12 protein-coding genes are annotated in these 15204 nt (G+C 72.3%); 5 read left to right on the forward strand and 7 right to left on the reverse strand.

Annotation, left to right across the window (positions count from 1 at the left end):
• The first annotated feature begins 126 nt into the window (after window positions 1-126).
• The 4 genes from HUO13_RS29065 to HUO13_RS29080 all read left to right on the forward strand — a co-directional run bounded on the left by HUO13_RS29065 (window position 127) and on the right by HUO13_RS29080 (window position 6450).
• A complete protein-coding gene (locus HUO13_RS29065; RefSeq protein ID WP_211898164.1) occupies window positions 127-3303 on the forward strand; it encodes an arabinosyltransferase domain-containing protein in 3177 nt (1058 codons plus the stop codon).
• Window positions 3304-3420: 117 nt separating this feature from the next.
• Complete coding sequence (locus HUO13_RS29070) at window positions 3421-4404, forward strand: zinc-binding dehydrogenase (RefSeq protein ID WP_211898165.1); 984 nt, start codon at window positions 3421-3423, stop codon at window positions 4402-4404.
• Window positions 4405-4595: 191 nt separating this feature from the next.
• Entirely contained in the window at window positions 4596-5180 is a 585-nt protein-coding gene (idi, locus tag HUO13_RS29075; protein ID WP_211898166.1) for an isopentenyl-diphosphate Delta-isomerase, read from the forward strand.
• A 163-nt stretch (window positions 5181-5343) separates the two neighbouring features.
• Window positions 5344-6450 (forward strand): polyprenyl synthetase family protein, encoded by a 1107-nt coding sequence (locus HUO13_RS29080; protein WP_211898167.1) that lies wholly within the window; start codon window positions 5344-5346, stop codon window positions 6448-6450.
• A gap of 251 nt (window positions 6451-6701) precedes the next feature.
• Here the strand turns inward: HUO13_RS29080 and HUO13_RS29085 are convergent, their stop codons facing one another.
• On the reverse strand, window positions 6702-7034 hold the full coding sequence (locus HUO13_RS29085) for a glyoxalase superfamily protein (RefSeq protein ID WP_211898168.1): 333 nt from the start codon (window positions 7032-7034) through the stop codon (window positions 6702-6704).
• Window positions 7035-7208: 174 nt separating this feature from the next.
• Between HUO13_RS29085 and HUO13_RS29090 the strand changes: the two genes are divergently transcribed.
• On the forward strand, window positions 7209-7703 hold the full coding sequence (locus tag HUO13_RS29090; RefSeq protein ID WP_211898169.1) for a hotdog fold domain-containing protein: 495 nt from the start codon (window positions 7209-7211) through the stop codon (window positions 7701-7703).
• Window positions 7704-7751: 48 nt separating this feature from the next.
• On the opposite strand, the gene HUO13_RS29095 is transcribed toward HUO13_RS29090, so the two are convergent.
• The 6 genes from HUO13_RS29095 to HUO13_RS29120 form a co-directional block, all read right to left on the reverse strand.
• Window positions 7752-9074, reverse strand: a complete 1323-nt coding sequence (locus HUO13_RS29095; protein WP_211898170.1) for a GNAT family N-acetyltransferase — start codon at window positions 9072-9074, stop codon at window positions 7752-7754.
• 458 nt (window positions 9075-9532) lie between these two features.
• Window positions 9533-10174 carry a class II aldolase/adducin family protein gene (locus tag HUO13_RS29100; protein WP_211898171.1) on the reverse strand — a complete coding sequence of 214 codons (642 nt, stop codon included), beginning with the start codon at window positions 10172-10174 and terminating at the stop codon, window positions 9533-9535.
• Complete coding sequence (locus HUO13_RS29105) at window positions 10171-10662, reverse strand: ribose-5-phosphate isomerase (RefSeq protein ID WP_211898172.1); 492 nt, start codon at window positions 10660-10662, stop codon at window positions 10171-10173. Before HUO13_RS29105 ends, HUO13_RS29100 begins: the two co-directional genes overlap by 4 nt.
• A 247-nt stretch (window positions 10663-10909) precedes the next feature.
• Entirely contained in the window at window positions 10910-12640 is a 1731-nt protein-coding gene (locus HUO13_RS29110; protein WP_211898173.1) for a dihydroxyacetone kinase family protein, read from the reverse strand.
• On the reverse strand, window positions 12637-14127 hold the full coding sequence (locus HUO13_RS29115; RefSeq protein ID WP_211898174.1) for an FGGY-family carbohydrate kinase: 1491 nt from the start codon (window positions 14125-14127) through the stop codon (window positions 12637-12639). Before HUO13_RS29115 ends, HUO13_RS29110 begins: the two co-directional genes overlap by 4 nt.
• Complete coding sequence (locus HUO13_RS29120) at window positions 14124-15182, reverse strand: 2-hydroxyacid dehydrogenase (RefSeq protein ID WP_211898175.1); 1059 nt, start codon at window positions 15180-15182, stop codon at window positions 14124-14126. Before HUO13_RS29120 ends, HUO13_RS29115 begins: the two co-directional genes overlap by 4 nt.
• Window positions 15183-15204 lie beyond the last annotated feature (22 nt).

The raw sequence follows: 15204 nt of genomic DNA on the forward strand, positions 1-15204 counted from the left end.
GCGCATATGCTCGCCACCGTGCGTGATGGGGACGAGCTTGCACCCGGCGGACGAACCGCTCACGGCCAGGGAGATTCGAGGCACTGGCTCGGACGCCTCGCGCCCGACCGGCTGAAACTCCTAGCGGTGGTCTCCGGCTTGCTCGCCGCCGCGCTCTCGCTGGCGGTGCCGTTCCTCCCGGTGCACCACGACATCACGACCCTGAAGTGGCCGACCGCCCACGGCACCGAGCCGGTTTCGGCGCCGCTGACCGGATACTCCCCCATCCGGCTCGACCTCGACCTTCCGTGCAGCACCGCGGTCGGGCTCGACGCCCGCTTCGCACGTCCCGCCACGCTGCTTTCGACGAACTCGCCGTCGTCGCACTACGGCGCCCTCACCGGGATGACGTTGCAGGTCCACGAAGGACAGTTGAGCCTGCTCTCGCGCGGCCGCCAGCTCGGCAGCACCCCGCTCGCCGGCGACTGCTCGATCGCGGTCCGCTCCGACGGCCGCGCCACCACCGCCGAGGTCGGCGGCAAGCCGTTCGCCCAGGCCGACGGCGACGTGCGCCCGCAGCTCACCGGCGTGTACTCCGATCTCGACGCCCGCACCGACGACGTGGGAGAGGTGTCCTTCCTCGCCGAGGTCGACAACCGCTACCAGAGCTACGCGACCCCGCTCAAGACCGCCGCCATCGCGCTGGCCGTGCTGGCCTTCCTGGGCTCGCTGCTGGCCCTGCGCGGGATCGACGCCCGAGCCGCGCGGCGGCCCCGCAGGCTGGCCGCCGCGGCCTGGTGGCGGCCCACGGCGTGCGACGCCGCGGTGGCGGGCGCACTGGTGGTGTGGTGGCTGATCGGCGCGATGACCGCCGACGACGGCTACTTCCTCACCATGGCCCGGGCCCGCGAGGAGCTCGGCTACGTCAGCGACTTCTACCGCTGGTTCGTGGTCGCCGTGGCACCGATGGGCTGGTTCATCGACGTCTACTCGCCGTGGGTACAGGTCTCGACCTCGACGCCGTGGGTGCGGCTGCCCGCGCTGGCGATGGGCGTGGCGAGCTGGCTGCTGATCAGCAGGCAGGTGCTGCCCCGGCTCGGCAGGCAGGTCCGCACGAGCAGCGCGGCCGGGTGGGCGGCGGCGGCGGTGTTTTTGGCCTTCTGGCTGCCCTACAACGGCGGCCTGCGCCCGGAGCCGGTCGTCGTGCTGTTCTCGCTGCTGGTGCTCTGCCTCGTCGAACGCGCGGTGGCCACCGGACGCCTGCTGCCCGCCGCGCTGGGCCTGGTGTGCGCGGCCCTGTCGGTGGGCGTCAACCCGCACGGCGTGGTGGCCGTGCTGCCGTTCGTGGCCGCCTTCAAGCCGCTGACGAACCTGCTGGCGCGGCGGGCGGCCCGGTTCGGGTGGGCCGCCGTGCTGTCGCCGGTCCTGGCCTGCGGGCTCGTCGTGCTGACGCTGATGTTCGGCGACCAGACGCTGGGCTCGGCGGCCGACGCGACGAAGGTGCGCACCGACTTGGGGCCGAGCCTGAAGTGGTTCCAGGAGTTCGCCCGCTACGACCTGCTGTTCAGCCCGACCGTCGACGGCTCGCTGACCCGCCGGTTCCCGGTCCTGCTGGTGCTGCTGTGCCTGGCGACCTGCCTGGTGGTCCTGCTGCGCCGCGGCCGCATCCGCGGCGCGGCGCTGGGGCCCAGCCGCAGGCTGCTGGCCGTGACGGCGCTGTCCTTCGTCGCGCTCGCGCTCACCCCGACCAAGCACACCCACCACTTCGGGGTCTTCGCCGCCGTGGGCGGTGCGCTGGCGGCGCTGACCGCGCTGGCCACCAGCACCACCGTGCTGCGCTCGCGCCGCAACCGCGCGGTGTTCTTCGCCGGTCTGATGCTGATCCTGGCCTTCGCCGCGACCGGGCCGAACGCCTGGTTCTACGTTTCCGGCTGGGGTGTGCCGTGGTACGACAAGCCGCCGTCGGTCGGCGGTTACCGGCTGAGCACGTTGCTACTCGTGGCCGCCGGGATCGCGCTGATCGTGGCGTTCGCCGAGCACCTGCGCATCGACGAGCACCGGCCGGAGGTGGTGCTGGAGAAGCGCAGCCGCGCCCTGCGGCTGGGCACCGCGCCGCTGTCGGTGATCTGCGCGCTGCTGATGGTCGGCGAGATCGCCACCTTCGCCAAGGTCATCCAGGAGCAGGCGGGCGGCTACAGCCTCGGCATGGACAACATCCGGCAGCTGACCGGATCCAGCTGCGGGCTCTCGGACTACGTCTACGTCGAGACCAACCCGCGCTCCGGCCTGCTGACGGTCTCCGCCGACCAGCCCGCCGTCGCAGCACCGGGAACGCGGGTGCCGGGCGACGGCCTCGACGGCGAAACCCCCGACCACTACCTGCGGGCCTCGATGCACGGCTTCGGCCGCGACGGCCTGCCCTCCGGCGACGGCACCGGCCCCGGCGAACCGGACTGGCGGCCACCGGCGGCCTTCGGCGACGACCGGGCACCGGTTTGGGGCAGCTACGAGCCGACAGGGACGGGCACCGGCGAGTTGCGCACCCAGTGGTACGACGTCCCGGACCGGGCGGCGGGCGGCGAGGTCCCGATCGTGCTGGCACTGGCAGGACGCGAGCTCGGCGCGAACTCGGTGCACATCGAGTTCGGCCGCGAGACCGCCGGCGGCTTCGAGCTGATGCAGCGCTACCCCGTCGCGCAGTCGCCCGCTCCGCGCTGGCGCGACCACCGGGTCACCGTCGACGGGCCCTCGGAGGGCGCGACCAAGATGCGCGTGGTCGCGCGAGACCAGGCCATCGGACCCGACGGGTGGGTCGCGGTCAGCGCGCCGCGCGCCCCGCAGCTGATCCGCATGACCGACGTCGTGGGCGACGCGCCGACCTTCGTGGAGTGGCCGGCCGCGTTGCTGCACCCGTGCCTGCGCACCGCGCGGGTGCGCGACGGGATCGCCGAGATGCCCCGGTTCCGGGTTTCCGCCGGTGCCGAGCTGCGGGGCGTCGGCCAGGGCTGGTCCTCCCCCGACGCGGGCGGCCACTTCGGCTGGCTCAACGTCGCGGCCAGCGTGCGAGAGCTGCCCACCTACCTGCGCAACGACATCCGGCGGGACTGGGGTTCGCTCTACGCGGTCGACCCGTACACGCCGGAGGCGCTGCCCGCCCAGACCGCGATGGACGTGCGCACCGAGACCCACTGGGGCCGGTGGTCGCCCGGTCCCCTGCCCAGGACGCTGCGGCTGCCCGGCGACGTCCCGGACTCGCGCGACCGCACCGACGTCCCGCGCTTCGAGGAGACCGGCGACCAGCAGGTGAGCGCCGGGGCCCCGTGAGCGCGGACGGCGCTGGGATGCCCGATGTGATCAGCGCCATGGCCAGCCGATCGTTGACCTCCACCTAACTCCAGCTCCTAGGTTCGGTGCCGATCGCACGAGAAACCGGGAGCCGACATGCACGCCATCCGTCAGCACGCCTTCGGGCCCGCCGAGAACCTCCGCTACGAGGAGGTCGCCGATCCGCATCCCGGCCCCGACCAGGTGCGGATCGCGGTCGAGGCCGCGGGCGTCCACCTGGTCGACACGATGATCCGCCAGGGCGTCCACGGTGGACCGTTCCCGCGGCCCGAGCTGCCAATGACCCCGGGCCGCGAGGTGGCAGGCGTGGTCGACGAGATCGGCGCCGGCGTCGACCCGGGCTGGCTGGGACGCCGGGTCGTCACCCATCTCGGTATGGCCAGCGGCGGCTACGCCGAGCTCGCAGTCCGGGAGGTCGAGTCGCTGCACGTGCTGCCGGACGAGGTCGGCTTCGAGGCCGCCGTCGCGATGATCGGCACCGGGCGCACCACGATGGCGATCCTGCACATCGCACGCATGAGCGCCGACGACGTCGTGGTGGTGACCTCCGCCGCGGGCGGCATCGGCAACCTGCTGGTACAGCAAGGTCGAACCGTCGGAGCGACCGTCGCCGGCGCCGCGGGCAGCACGGCGAAGGTCGAGACGGTCCGCGCCCTCGGGGCCGCCATCGCGGTCGACTACACCACCCCGGACTGGACGACGGCCGTCCGCGACCAACTCGGCGGCCGGGAGGTCACGCTGGTGCTCGACGGCGCGGGCGGCCGGTACGGCAGGGAGGCGTTCGACCTCCTCGGCAGCGGCGGCCGGATCGTCATGTACGGCCGCCCCTTCGGTCCCGAACACAGGTTCACCTCCGAGGACCTCTTCGACCGCGCTCTCGGCGCGACCGTCGGGCTCGGGCCCAACCTGCTGAAGACTCCCGGCGGACTGCGGGCACTCGAAGAGGAGTCGATGGCGGCGCTGGCAAGTGGCGGGCTCACCCCGCTGGTCGGCGATCCCTTCCCGCTCGCCGAGGCCGCGGCCGCCCACACCGCCCTGGAAAACCGCCGGACCTACGGCAAAGTAGTACTCAAGCCATGACTGCTTCTCATTTTTGCTGAGTAATATTCGGAAATGGCCGAACGCACTAGCGGTAGCTGGCCCGCCCAGCCCATCGGTCGATCCACTTGACGGCTGCCTGCCAATAGAGTGGGGCCCATCGGACATCCAACGCCGATTCGGCCCCGCTCGTCCCCACCGGCCGATCAGGCGACGGCAGGAAGGCGAATTCCTTGGAACAGGTGGTTCTGCTCAACGATTCCGGCCAGGCGATAGGGGTGACGGACAAGGCGACCGTGCACCACCTCGACACCCCGCTGCACCTGGCCTTCTCGTGCTACGTCTTCAACGGGCGCGGCCAGTTGCTGCTCACCCAGCGCGCGCACGAGAAGCGCACCTGGCCAGGGGTCTGGACGAACACCTGCTGCGGCCACCCCGCCCCACGGGAACCGATGCCCGAGGCCATCATCCGGCGGCTCGGCGAGGAGCTGGGCCTGACCGTGGGCGAGCTGACCCTGGTCCTGCCCCGGTTCCGCTACCGCGCCGTGATGGGCAACGGCGTCGTGGAGAACGAGATCTGCCCGGTCTTCGCCGCGTTCACCGACGACGAGCCGACGCCGAACCGCGAGGAGGTCGCCGGGACCACGTGGGCGGACTGGAGCGGCTTCAGCGCCGAGGTCCTGGCCGGCACGAGGGAGATCTCGCCCTGGTGCCGCCAGCAGGTCGCCGAGCTCGTCGAGCTGGGCGCCAACCCGGCCGAGTGGCCGGCCGCCGACCCCGCGGACCTCCCCGACGCCGCCGTGATCGCCGCCGGATAGCGGCTCCGGGGACGTTCGCAGCATTCAGCCTCGGCCGAAAGTACGAGACCGCCCGGTCCGCCGATGACCTATCGGCGGACCGGCGCGGGCCGCTTCGGCCGATCCCGGCACCGCTCGGCGCACCTACGTTGGCAGGTGTACGAACGAGTCCGAGGAGTGCACCATGACCGCCACCTGCTCACCGCCCGCGAACCCGATCGACGCCGACGGCCTGCGCGACCGCGTCGACGCCGCGCTCGGGAACTTCCTCGACGAGCAGGAGGAGCGGTTCGACGACCTCATCAGCGACCCGGACAGCCGATGTCAGTGGCAGGCCGCGACGCAGTCCCTGCGCGGTTTCCTGGCCGGGGGCAAGCGGATCCGTCCCGCGTTCTGCTACTGGGGCTGGCGCGGCGCGGGCGGCGGCGCCGACGACGAGGGCGTCATCGGCGCGGCCGCGGCGCTGGAGCTGCTGCACTCCTTCGCGCTGGTGCACGACGACATCATCGACGCCAGCGACACCCGCCGGGGCGCGCCGTCGCTGCACCGCCAGCACGCCGAGTCGCACCGGCGGTCCGGTGGTCGCGGATCTTCCGAGCTGTTCGGCACCTCCATCGCGCTGCTGCTCGGCGACCTGTGCCTGGCGTGGTTCCACGACATGCTCGCCACCAGCGGCCTGCCCGCCGACCGGATCCGCGAGGCGCGGCCGCTGGTGGCGCACAGCCTCACCGAACTGGTCCTCGGCCAGTACCTCGACGTCGCCGAGCAGGCGGGCTCGCGGCACTCGGTCAGCCGCTCCTACACGGTGATCCACTACAAGACGGCCAAGTACACCATCGAACGCCCGCTGCACCTGGGCGGTGTGCTCGCCGGGGCGTCCCCGGCGCTGCTCGACTCCTACACCGCCTACGCGATGCCGCTCGGCGAGGCGTTCCAGCTCCGCGACGACGTGCTGGGCGCCTTCGGTGACCCCACGGTGACCGGCAAGCCGGTCGCCGACGACCTGCGCACCCGCAAGGCGACCGTGCTGCTGGCGACCGCGCGGGAGCGCGCCACCGCCGCGCAGGCGGCGGAGATCGACCGGCTGTTCACCGGCGCCGACCTCAACGACGCCCAGACGACGCGGTTGCAGGACCTGGTCGTGGAAACCGGCGCGCTCGCCGAGTGCGAACGGCTCATCGACAGCCGGGTGGAAGCCGCGACGGCGGCGCTGGGCGCGATGCCGGTCGGCGACGACGTGCGCGCAGTGCTGGCGAGCCTGATCCGCGCCGCGACCGACCGCGCGCAGTGACCTGCCGGCGCCGCTGGCCTCAGTCGCGGCCGCTCGGAACCACTGGATTCGTGGCCGCCCGGCGCCGGACCGCTGGCCGCTCGGCGCCGATTCCCCTCTGCCACCGGCCGCGCCGAGCCGCTTGCCGGACCACCGGCCTTGGGGCGTCCAACGGCCTCACCGGACCACCGGCCGTGGGGCACCGAACCGCGTCCCGGACCACCGTCGGCAGGGTGCCGAACCGGCGCCCCTCGAGCGGCAACCGCCGGGGCTCAGATCACCGGCGTCCCGATCCTCAGCCGGTTGCCGTCGGGATCGCGCAGCTCGATCTCGCGCGCCCACGGCGCGTCCTCCGGTGTCATGCCGAACTCGGCGGCGATCGCGTCGACGTCGCGTACCCGCAGGTAGACCAGCGTGTCGGGTTGCGCGTCGCCCTCGTGCTCGGAGAGGAAGATCCGCACGTCCCCGCGCGCGATCTCGACGAAGGCCGGCAGCCCGGGCTCGAACCGGTGCTCCCACTGGGCGGTGAACCCCAGCAGCTCGTACCACTTCAGGGCCACGTCGACCTCTTCAACCCGGAGGATCGGGATGACGTCCTCATCCATCCCGACATCGTGGCACCCCGTCCCGCGCGCTGCCAGCGCCCATCCACCACTGCCACCGCCCGGCAGCGACCGCCGCGGACCCCGCTGTTGACCCGCTCGCGACCGCCAGCGTAAGTTACCCATCGGTAACAACCTGGGCGGCCGACGCCGCCCCGCGAGACGAGGAATCCGGCGATGGCCTCCACTGGAAAGACACTGGCGCTGTGGCAGAAGACGACCAAGCTGCCGCTGGGTACCCGGATCTTCTCCTGGGGCGTGTGCCTGCGGGCCCCCTACTTCCGCACGATCCGGCCGCACATCACCGAGCTGCGACCCGGCTTCTGCGAGGTCCGGGCCGCCAACCGCAGGCGCGTGCACAACCACATCGGCACCTTCCACGCCATCGCGGCCTGCAACATGGCCGAGATCGCGGCGGGCGTCATGACCGAAGCCAGCATCCCCACCACGCACCGGTGGATCCCGACCGGCATGAGCGTCAGCTACGTCGCCAAGGCGGCAACCGACCTGCGCGCCGTTGCCGAGCTCGACCCGCTGCCGGACGCCGACGACACCGCCCGCGACTGGGTCGTGCCGGTACGGATCCTCGACACCTCCGGCACCCTCGTGGTCTCCGCCGACATCACGATGCGCGTCTCCCCCAAGAAGAAGCAGGTGGCCGCAGCCTCCTGACTCGCCCTGAGCCAGGAGGCCGCCGCGACGCAGCCCGCAGGCCGTCGACTAGGCGACGGCCGGGGCGGTCGCCTTCATCCAGCACCATTCGCCCGGCTCGGGCGCGCCGACGAGCTTGAGCCCGGCCTTGCGCAGCGTCCTGGCAATGGCAGTGTTGTCCACGTGCGTGTGCGCGCTGAGCGTAGCGATCCCCAGTAGCCCCGCCTCCTCGACGAGCCTGGCCGCCAGCACCGAACCGACGCCCCTGCGCTGCCAGTCGTCGCGCACCAGCAACGCGATCTCCCCGATGTCGCCGTCGTACATCAGGTTGCCCATCGCGACGACCTCGCCCGTGGGCGCCAGCGCCAGCACCGCCCGGCCCAGCGCCGGGGTGAGCAGCCGCTGCAGCCCCTTCTCGCCGGACGGCCCCGGGCTGAAGTAGCGGCGGTACCGGGCGGCCGCGGAGCACCGTTCGTGGAACTCCGCCACCATCGGCAGGTCGTCCTGGTCGGCCACCCGCAACGTCAGCTCGGCGCCGTCGACGCTGACCTGCTGGGTGTCGCGCCGCATCCGCCCGCGGCAGTCCTGCGCCAGCTCCGCCATCGCCCGCGCCCGCGCGTACTCGGCGGGCGTGAAGGAACTGCCGGAGCGCTCCAGCACGAGTGTTCCGCCGCCGGGTGCGGCCAGCCGGATCGTCGCCCCGTCCAATCCCTCCGCACCGGGTGCCAGGACGTCCTCCCGCCACTGGACGCCGATGTCGCCGAGCACGCCGCGAAGGACTCTGACCAGCTCGGACCTGCCGTTGACCAGGTCCTTGGCCAGGTTCAGCGTGCGCGTGGGCACGTCATCGAGCTCCCGGACGTCGGCTCGCGTCGCCGTCGCGTCCCGCCCGCCGGCCTCGGCGACGGCTGCGATCAGCTCGGCCTCGGTGACCCTGGCCGGGACGTGCAGCAGGACCTCGTCGACCGCGCCGTCGGCCACGGGGTGCACGTGCACCGTGCGGATGTTGCCGCCGAGCGCGGCCAGCCCGGCGGCCAGTCGCGCCAGCCGCCCCGGGCTGTCGGTGACCGATGCGCGCAACCGCCACAGCCTGCGCGAGCGGTCTTGGACGTCCTCGAAGTCGACCCCGTCTGCGGGTGCCGCCGGTGCCTCGACGGGACGCCGTCGGTGCCTCCACAGCCGGCGCCCCACGACCACGAGGACGATCAGACCACTCAAGGCGATCAGGGCGTAGGAACCGCCGGAGTGGCTTTGCATGCCGGCGACGAACAGGTGCGCCGTGCCCGCCGCGAGGAAAAGCGCTGCCAGCTCGACCAGTTCGCGCGTCCAGTCCCCCTTGCCACGCCTGGCCGAGCCGGGGTCGGTTCCGTGCGAGTTCTCGGTGGGAGTCATGCGGCCCATCATGGAGACCGCGTATTTCGGCGGGTTGGCCTGCGATGACATGGCTGTAACGTGCGTCGTTTCACACGTTCGCGGCACTGCTCGCCGCGGCTGTGCGGAAGCCGGTCCACTGGCCCCGCGCTTCACCTGATCAAGCGATGACAAACAGGCGTTCGACGCGGCATCGTGGATTCATGACCACTTCCACGACTCCGCAACCCACCGAATTTCCCCTCCATGCCAAGGCATTTCGCTTCGACCGTCCGAACTGGAGTTTCGCCATGCCCGAGACAGCGCTCCCGGAACGGGACACGTCCCCGAAACACTCCGCAGATCGCCACTCGACAGCGGACAGACACGCATTCCAAGGGTCACGAGGATTCCGGGCGGACCCCCGATTTCCGCCAGGCACCTTCGAAAACCGGCACGCCGACCGGCACCGGCATGCCGCGCCTCGCGGCGCGCCACCGTCAGCGGGAGGACTGCCCGTAGGTCGAGAACCGCTTGGCGGCGCTCGCGAGCTCGGCGTCGTCCAGCAACCTCGGCGTGCCCACCTGCGCCGCGGTCAACCAGAGCTGGCACAGCCACTCGAGTTGCCGCGCCCGGTTGTAGGCCTGCGCCAGGTTCCTGCCGATCGTGACCGTGCCGTGGTTGCGCAAGACGCAGCCGGCACGCCCCTTCAGCGCCTCCGACATCGTCTCGGCCAACCGGTCGCTGCCGAACGTCGCGTAGTCCGCCACCACGACGCTGCCGCCGAAGTCGGCGAGCTGGTAGTGCACCGCGGGCACGTCGTCGCGCAGCAGGGAGAGCGCCGTCGCGTACAGGGAATGGGTGTGCACCACGGCCTGGGCGTCGTGCTCCCGGTAGGCGGTGAGGTGCATCGGCAGCTCCGAGGTCGGGCTCAGCGAGCCCGACACCACGGTGCCGTCGAGGTCCACCAGCGGGATGCCGTCCACGACGAGGTCGTCGTAGTCGACGCCCGAAGGCGTCACCGCGACGAGATCACCGCACCGGACCGACACGTTGCCCGAGGTGCCGACGACGAGGCCGTCGGCGGTCATCCTCCGGGCGATGTCGATGACCTCCCGGCGCCGGGCATCGAACTCGTTCAACACGCCACTCCTGGTGAGTCCGATGTGGACTCGTACGAACCGATCGCGGCGACCTTCTCCGCCGAGGCCGAGGTCTCGTCGAAGCGGTGGTCCAACCACTGCGAGGCCAGCGTCCGGGCGAGTTCGAGACCGATCACCCGCTCACCGAAGCACAATACCTGGGCGTTGTTGCTCAGCACCGAGCGTTGCACCGAGTAGCTGTCGTGCGCGGTCACGGCGCGGATGCCGGGAACCTTGTTCGCGCTGATGGCCACTCCCAGCCCGGTCCCGCACACCAGCAGCGCCCGATCGGCCTTGCCCTCGGCGACCATCCGCGCGGCGTTCACGGCGACGTGCGGGTAGGCGGTGTGCTCATCGGAACCGACCCCGACGTCGACGACGTCGGCGACCCGCTCGTCGTTCTCCAAGTCCTTCTTCAGCGCGTCCTTGTACGCCAGTCCGGCGTCGTCGGAACCGACGACGATCCTCCAGGAAGTCTGATCAGTCATGCTCGCAGTCCTCGTGTCACGTCTTGTCCTGTGTCCTGGTTCCGCCGGCGGTCGGCGGGGAGCAGCCCAGCCGCACGCCATGCGTGGAGGCCCGGTCCGCTCGGCTCGACGCGACGAACCCGCTCAGCCGAGCCGTCGCCACCGGCCGGCGCCACCGGCCGGCCGCGCTCCTCGACGCGGCAGCGCCCCGGAGCCGTCCGGTCCCGTGTCGGTGCGGCGGTTCCGAACCCCCGCCGCACCTGTCACGTCAGTGCACGCCTTCACCGGTGAGCACACCGGCGATCTCGTTCAGGGCCAGTGCCAGCGAGGTGGCGCCGGGATCGGGGGTTCCGACGCTGCGCTCGGCAAGCGGCCTGGCCCGGCCCGTGCGCGGAGTGAGCTCCGCGGTCCGTTCGGCGGCCCGGGTGGCTTCCTGTGCCGCCTGCTGCCACGCGTCGCGACCGCGCGAGCCGTCGGCAACCGCGCTCTTGAGCGTGTCGACGAACGGGATCAGCGCATCGACCAGCGTCTTGTCCCCCGCCTCGGCGCGGCCGAGGCGCTGCACCGCGCTGAGCGCGGCGGCGGCTCCGGCCGCCAGGTCCTCGGCGGTCGCCGGACGATGGTCCGGCAGCAGGTCGCCGAAGGACCGCAGCGCCGCGCCCCACAGCGCGCCGGAGGTGCCGCCGGCCTTGGCCGCCCACGCATCGCCGGCGGCCACCAGCACCGCTGCCGGGCCGACGCCATGGGCGAGGACCGCGTCCGCGGCCTCCACCGCGGCTGCGCTGCCCTTGGTCATGCCGCGGCCGTGATCCCCGTCGCCCGCGATCGCGTCGAGCCGCCCGAACTCGTCCTCGGCTCCGCGCAGCGCGTCGGCCACCGAGTGCAGCGCGCGGACCACGGTCGCGGCGGTCGCCTGGCCCTCCGCAGGGGCGACGACCACGACCGGCTCGTCGATCGGCGCGGCCTCGACGACCTCGGTGCTCTCGGGCTCCGACACCGTGACCGCGTTGCCCTTGCGGTAGGCGGGCGTGTCGGCCGGTGCGCTCCAGAGCCGTTCCAGCTCCGGGTCCAGCCAAGTCAGCGTCAGCGAGCAGCCGGCCATGTCCAGGCTGGTCACCAGTTCACCGACCTCGGGTTCGACGACCTCGACGCCGGCCTCGGCGAGCAGCCGCGACACGGCGCCCCAGACGACGAACAGCTCCTCGTACTTGGTCGCGCCGAGCCCGTTGAGTATCGCGGTGACCCGCGGCGTCGCGCCTTGCGGCGCTTCCGTGAGCACGCCGTCGACGAGGATCTTCGCCAGCTCCGAGGCCGACGGCATGTCCCGCTCGGACACACCCGGTTCGCCGTGGATACCCAGCCCGAGTCCCATCTTGCCGTCCGGAACGTGGAACAGCGCCTCGTCCTGGCCCGGCAGGGTGCAGCCGTCGAAGGCCACGCCGAGGCTGCGGGTGCGGTCGTTGGCGTGCTCGGCGACGCGCACGACCTCGTCGAACTCGTAGCCCTCCTCGGCCGCCGCGGACGCGACCTTGAAGACCACGAAGTCGCCGACCACGCCGCGCCGCTTCGAGCGCTCCTCCGCGGGGGCGCTGGCGACGTCGTCGGTGACGACGACGTTGTGCGCCCGGATCCCGGCCCGCTCCAACCGTTCCACGGCCAGGCCGAAATGCATGTTGTCCCCGGCGTAGTTGCCGAAGGAGAACACGACGCCGCCACCGCTGTCAGCGGCGCGGGCCACCGAGTAGGCGTCCTCCGACGACGGGGAGGTGAAGATGTTGCCGATGACCGCACCGTCGGCGAAACCGGGGCCGACCACGCCGCAGAACGCCGGGTAGTGCCCCGAGCCGCCACCGGTGACGACGGCGACCTTGCCCTGGCGGCCGCGTCGCGAGCGCACCACGCCACCGGGCACCGACCGGACGTAGCCGGGGTGGGCGGCCACGAAACCGGCCACCATGTCTTCGGTGAACGACGCGGGATCGTCGTACAGGCGAGTCATTCGCCAGCCTCCTTCGGGGTTGCCTGCCGGCCCTTCGCGGCCGCCTGCCAGCCCGGTCGCGCCCGGTCGATGGCGGCCAGGTAGTCGCGGTAACCGCGCTCGTAGAACTCGACCGCGCGGGGGTGCGGCTCCACGACGTGCCGGTCCGCGGCCCACTGGACACGGTCCACGGGTTCGCCCAGCGAGTCCCACGCGGTCATGGCCGCACCGCGGCCCCCGACGCACTGCTCGTACGGCACGTGCAGCGGCCTGCCGAGCACGTCGGCGAAGATCTGGCTCCACGCCGCCGACTGCGCGCCACCGCCGCAGGCTGAGACCCTGCCGGTCAGCCCGGCGGCTTCGAGGTTGTGCCGGGCGGCGTAGGCGACCGCCTCGCACATCGCCCGCACCAGGTCGGCGGGCCGGGTTTCCAGCGAGAGCCCGGTGAACTGACCCCGTGCCCGCGGCTCGACGAACGGCGCGCGCTCGCCGGAGCTGGACAGGAACGACAGCGCCGACACTCCACCGGCACCGGGTTCGCTGTTGCCCAGCAACGTCTCCAGTTCACCGACGTCGGCACCGACCATGGCCAGCACCCAGTCCAGGTTGGCGGTACCGACCATCGCCGGCATCACTCGCAGGAACCTGTCGGCGCGGGGCGTGGCCAGCCACATGCCTGCGATCTCGGCACCGGGGACGAGACCGACCTCATCGCGCAGTACCTGGCAGCCCAGCGTCGTGCCGATCACCAGGGTGCCGTCACCGACCTCGTCGATCCCGGCACCGAGCGCGCAGGCCGGCAGGTCGAACGGACCAGCGGACACCGGCAGCCCGGAGGGCAGTCCGAGCTGCCGGGCCATGCTGCCGTCGAGCGCGAACAGCTTGCCCGGCGGAGCGGGCTCGGCCAGCAGCCTGCGGTGCGACTCCAGCCCGCAGGCCGCCAGCGCCTCCGCCGAGTACGTGCGGGTGGGCACGTCGAGGAACGGCAGCGACGCGTCGGAGGCATCGACGGTGATCTCGCCGGTGAGCCGCTGGATGATCGCGTCCACGCAGTAGCCGGCGACCTCGGCGCGCTCCAGCCGCTCGGGGTCGTGCTCGGCCAGGTGCGCCAGCAGCGGACCTGCCGAGCCCGGGAACATGCCCGCCCCGGTCAGTTCGTGCACGCGCCGCAGCACGCCGGTCTCGTGCCAGCGGTCCAGCACGCCGGACGCGCGCGCGTCCAGCCAGGAGATGGCCGGGCCGACCTGGTGGCCCTCGCGGTCCCGCAACCACAGCCCGTCGCCCTGCCCGGTGATGGCCAGGGCCTCGATCGGCTCGTCGGCCTCGGCCGCCACCGAGCGCACGACGCTGAGCACTGTCTCCAGGACCTCGTCGAGATCCTGCTCGACCCGCCCCCCGGGAAGCCTGCGCAGCGTGCTTCGCACACCGTGGGTGACCGTGGCCGTGCCGTCGCGGCCCAGCAGCGACGCCTTCGTCACCGATGTGCCGACATCGACTCCGAGAATCATGGCCGCAGGCCTTCGATGCGGTCCAGCACCTCCGGATTGGCCACGAAGCGGGGCCGCTCACCTGCCAGGAACCGGGCGACCTCGCCGGCAACGATGTCCGCGGCGCGGTGCGCCGTCTGCCGGGTGGCGCCTGCCAGGTGCGGAGTGGTGATCACGTTGGGCGCGTCGAACAACGGCCAGTCGCGCGGCGGCGGCTCGATGTCGTAGACGTCGACCGCCAGCGCGCCGAGCCTGCCGGACTTGAGCAGCCCGGGCAGCGGCGCGTAGTCGAGCAGACCACCACGGGCGGAGTTGACCAGCACCGCGCCCTCCGGCAGCAGCGCGAGGTTGTCGGCGTTGAGCAGGTGCTGGGTCTCGGGGGTGAGCCGAGCGTGGAGGCTGACGACCGAGCTGCGCCGCAGCAGGTCCTCCAGCTCCACCAGCTCGACACCGTCAGCGGTGGCGTCCTCGGGCTTGACGAACGGGTCGGCGACCAGGACGTGCGCGCCGAACGCCGCCAGCACCCGGGCCACGATCCGCCCGATCGCGCCGTAGCCGACCAGGCCGACCGTGGAGCCTTCGAGCTCGATGCCCGCGTTCTCGTAGGCGTAGTAGTCCCCGCGCCAGTTGCCCGACTTGAGTTCGGCGTCGGAGGCGGGGATGCGGCGCAGCGCGGCCAGGACGAGACCGACCGCGAACTCCGCCGCCGCGGCGGCGTTGCGCCCGGGCGCGTAGCTGACGACCACGCCTGCCTCGGTGGCTGCCTGCAGGTCCACGTTGACCGGGCCGCCCCGGCAGACGCCGACGAAGCGCAGGTCGGGGCTCTTGGCCAGCACGTCGGCGGTGAACGGGGCCATCTGGGTGGTGGCGATCTGCACACCTGCCAGCGACTCCAGCAGCTGCTGCTCGGTGCCGCTGGCTTCCTGGACGTTGCCGACGGGCCCGAACGGCTCCACCGGCCACGGCAGCTTCAGCGTGCTGAACTCCAGGTCGTGGTCGCCCGCGCGGTTGCGCAGGGCCTCGACGAACACCTCGGGAGCGACGAAGTGGTCGCCCGCGGCGAGAACGCTGGTCATGGGGACTCCTTTGTCTGGTGGA

Source organism: Saccharopolyspora erythraea (assembly GCF_018141105.1).
In the GTDB taxonomy this organism is placed as follows: Bacteria; Actinomycetota; Actinomycetes; order Mycobacteriales; family Pseudonocardiaceae; genus Saccharopolyspora_D; species Saccharopolyspora_D erythraea_A.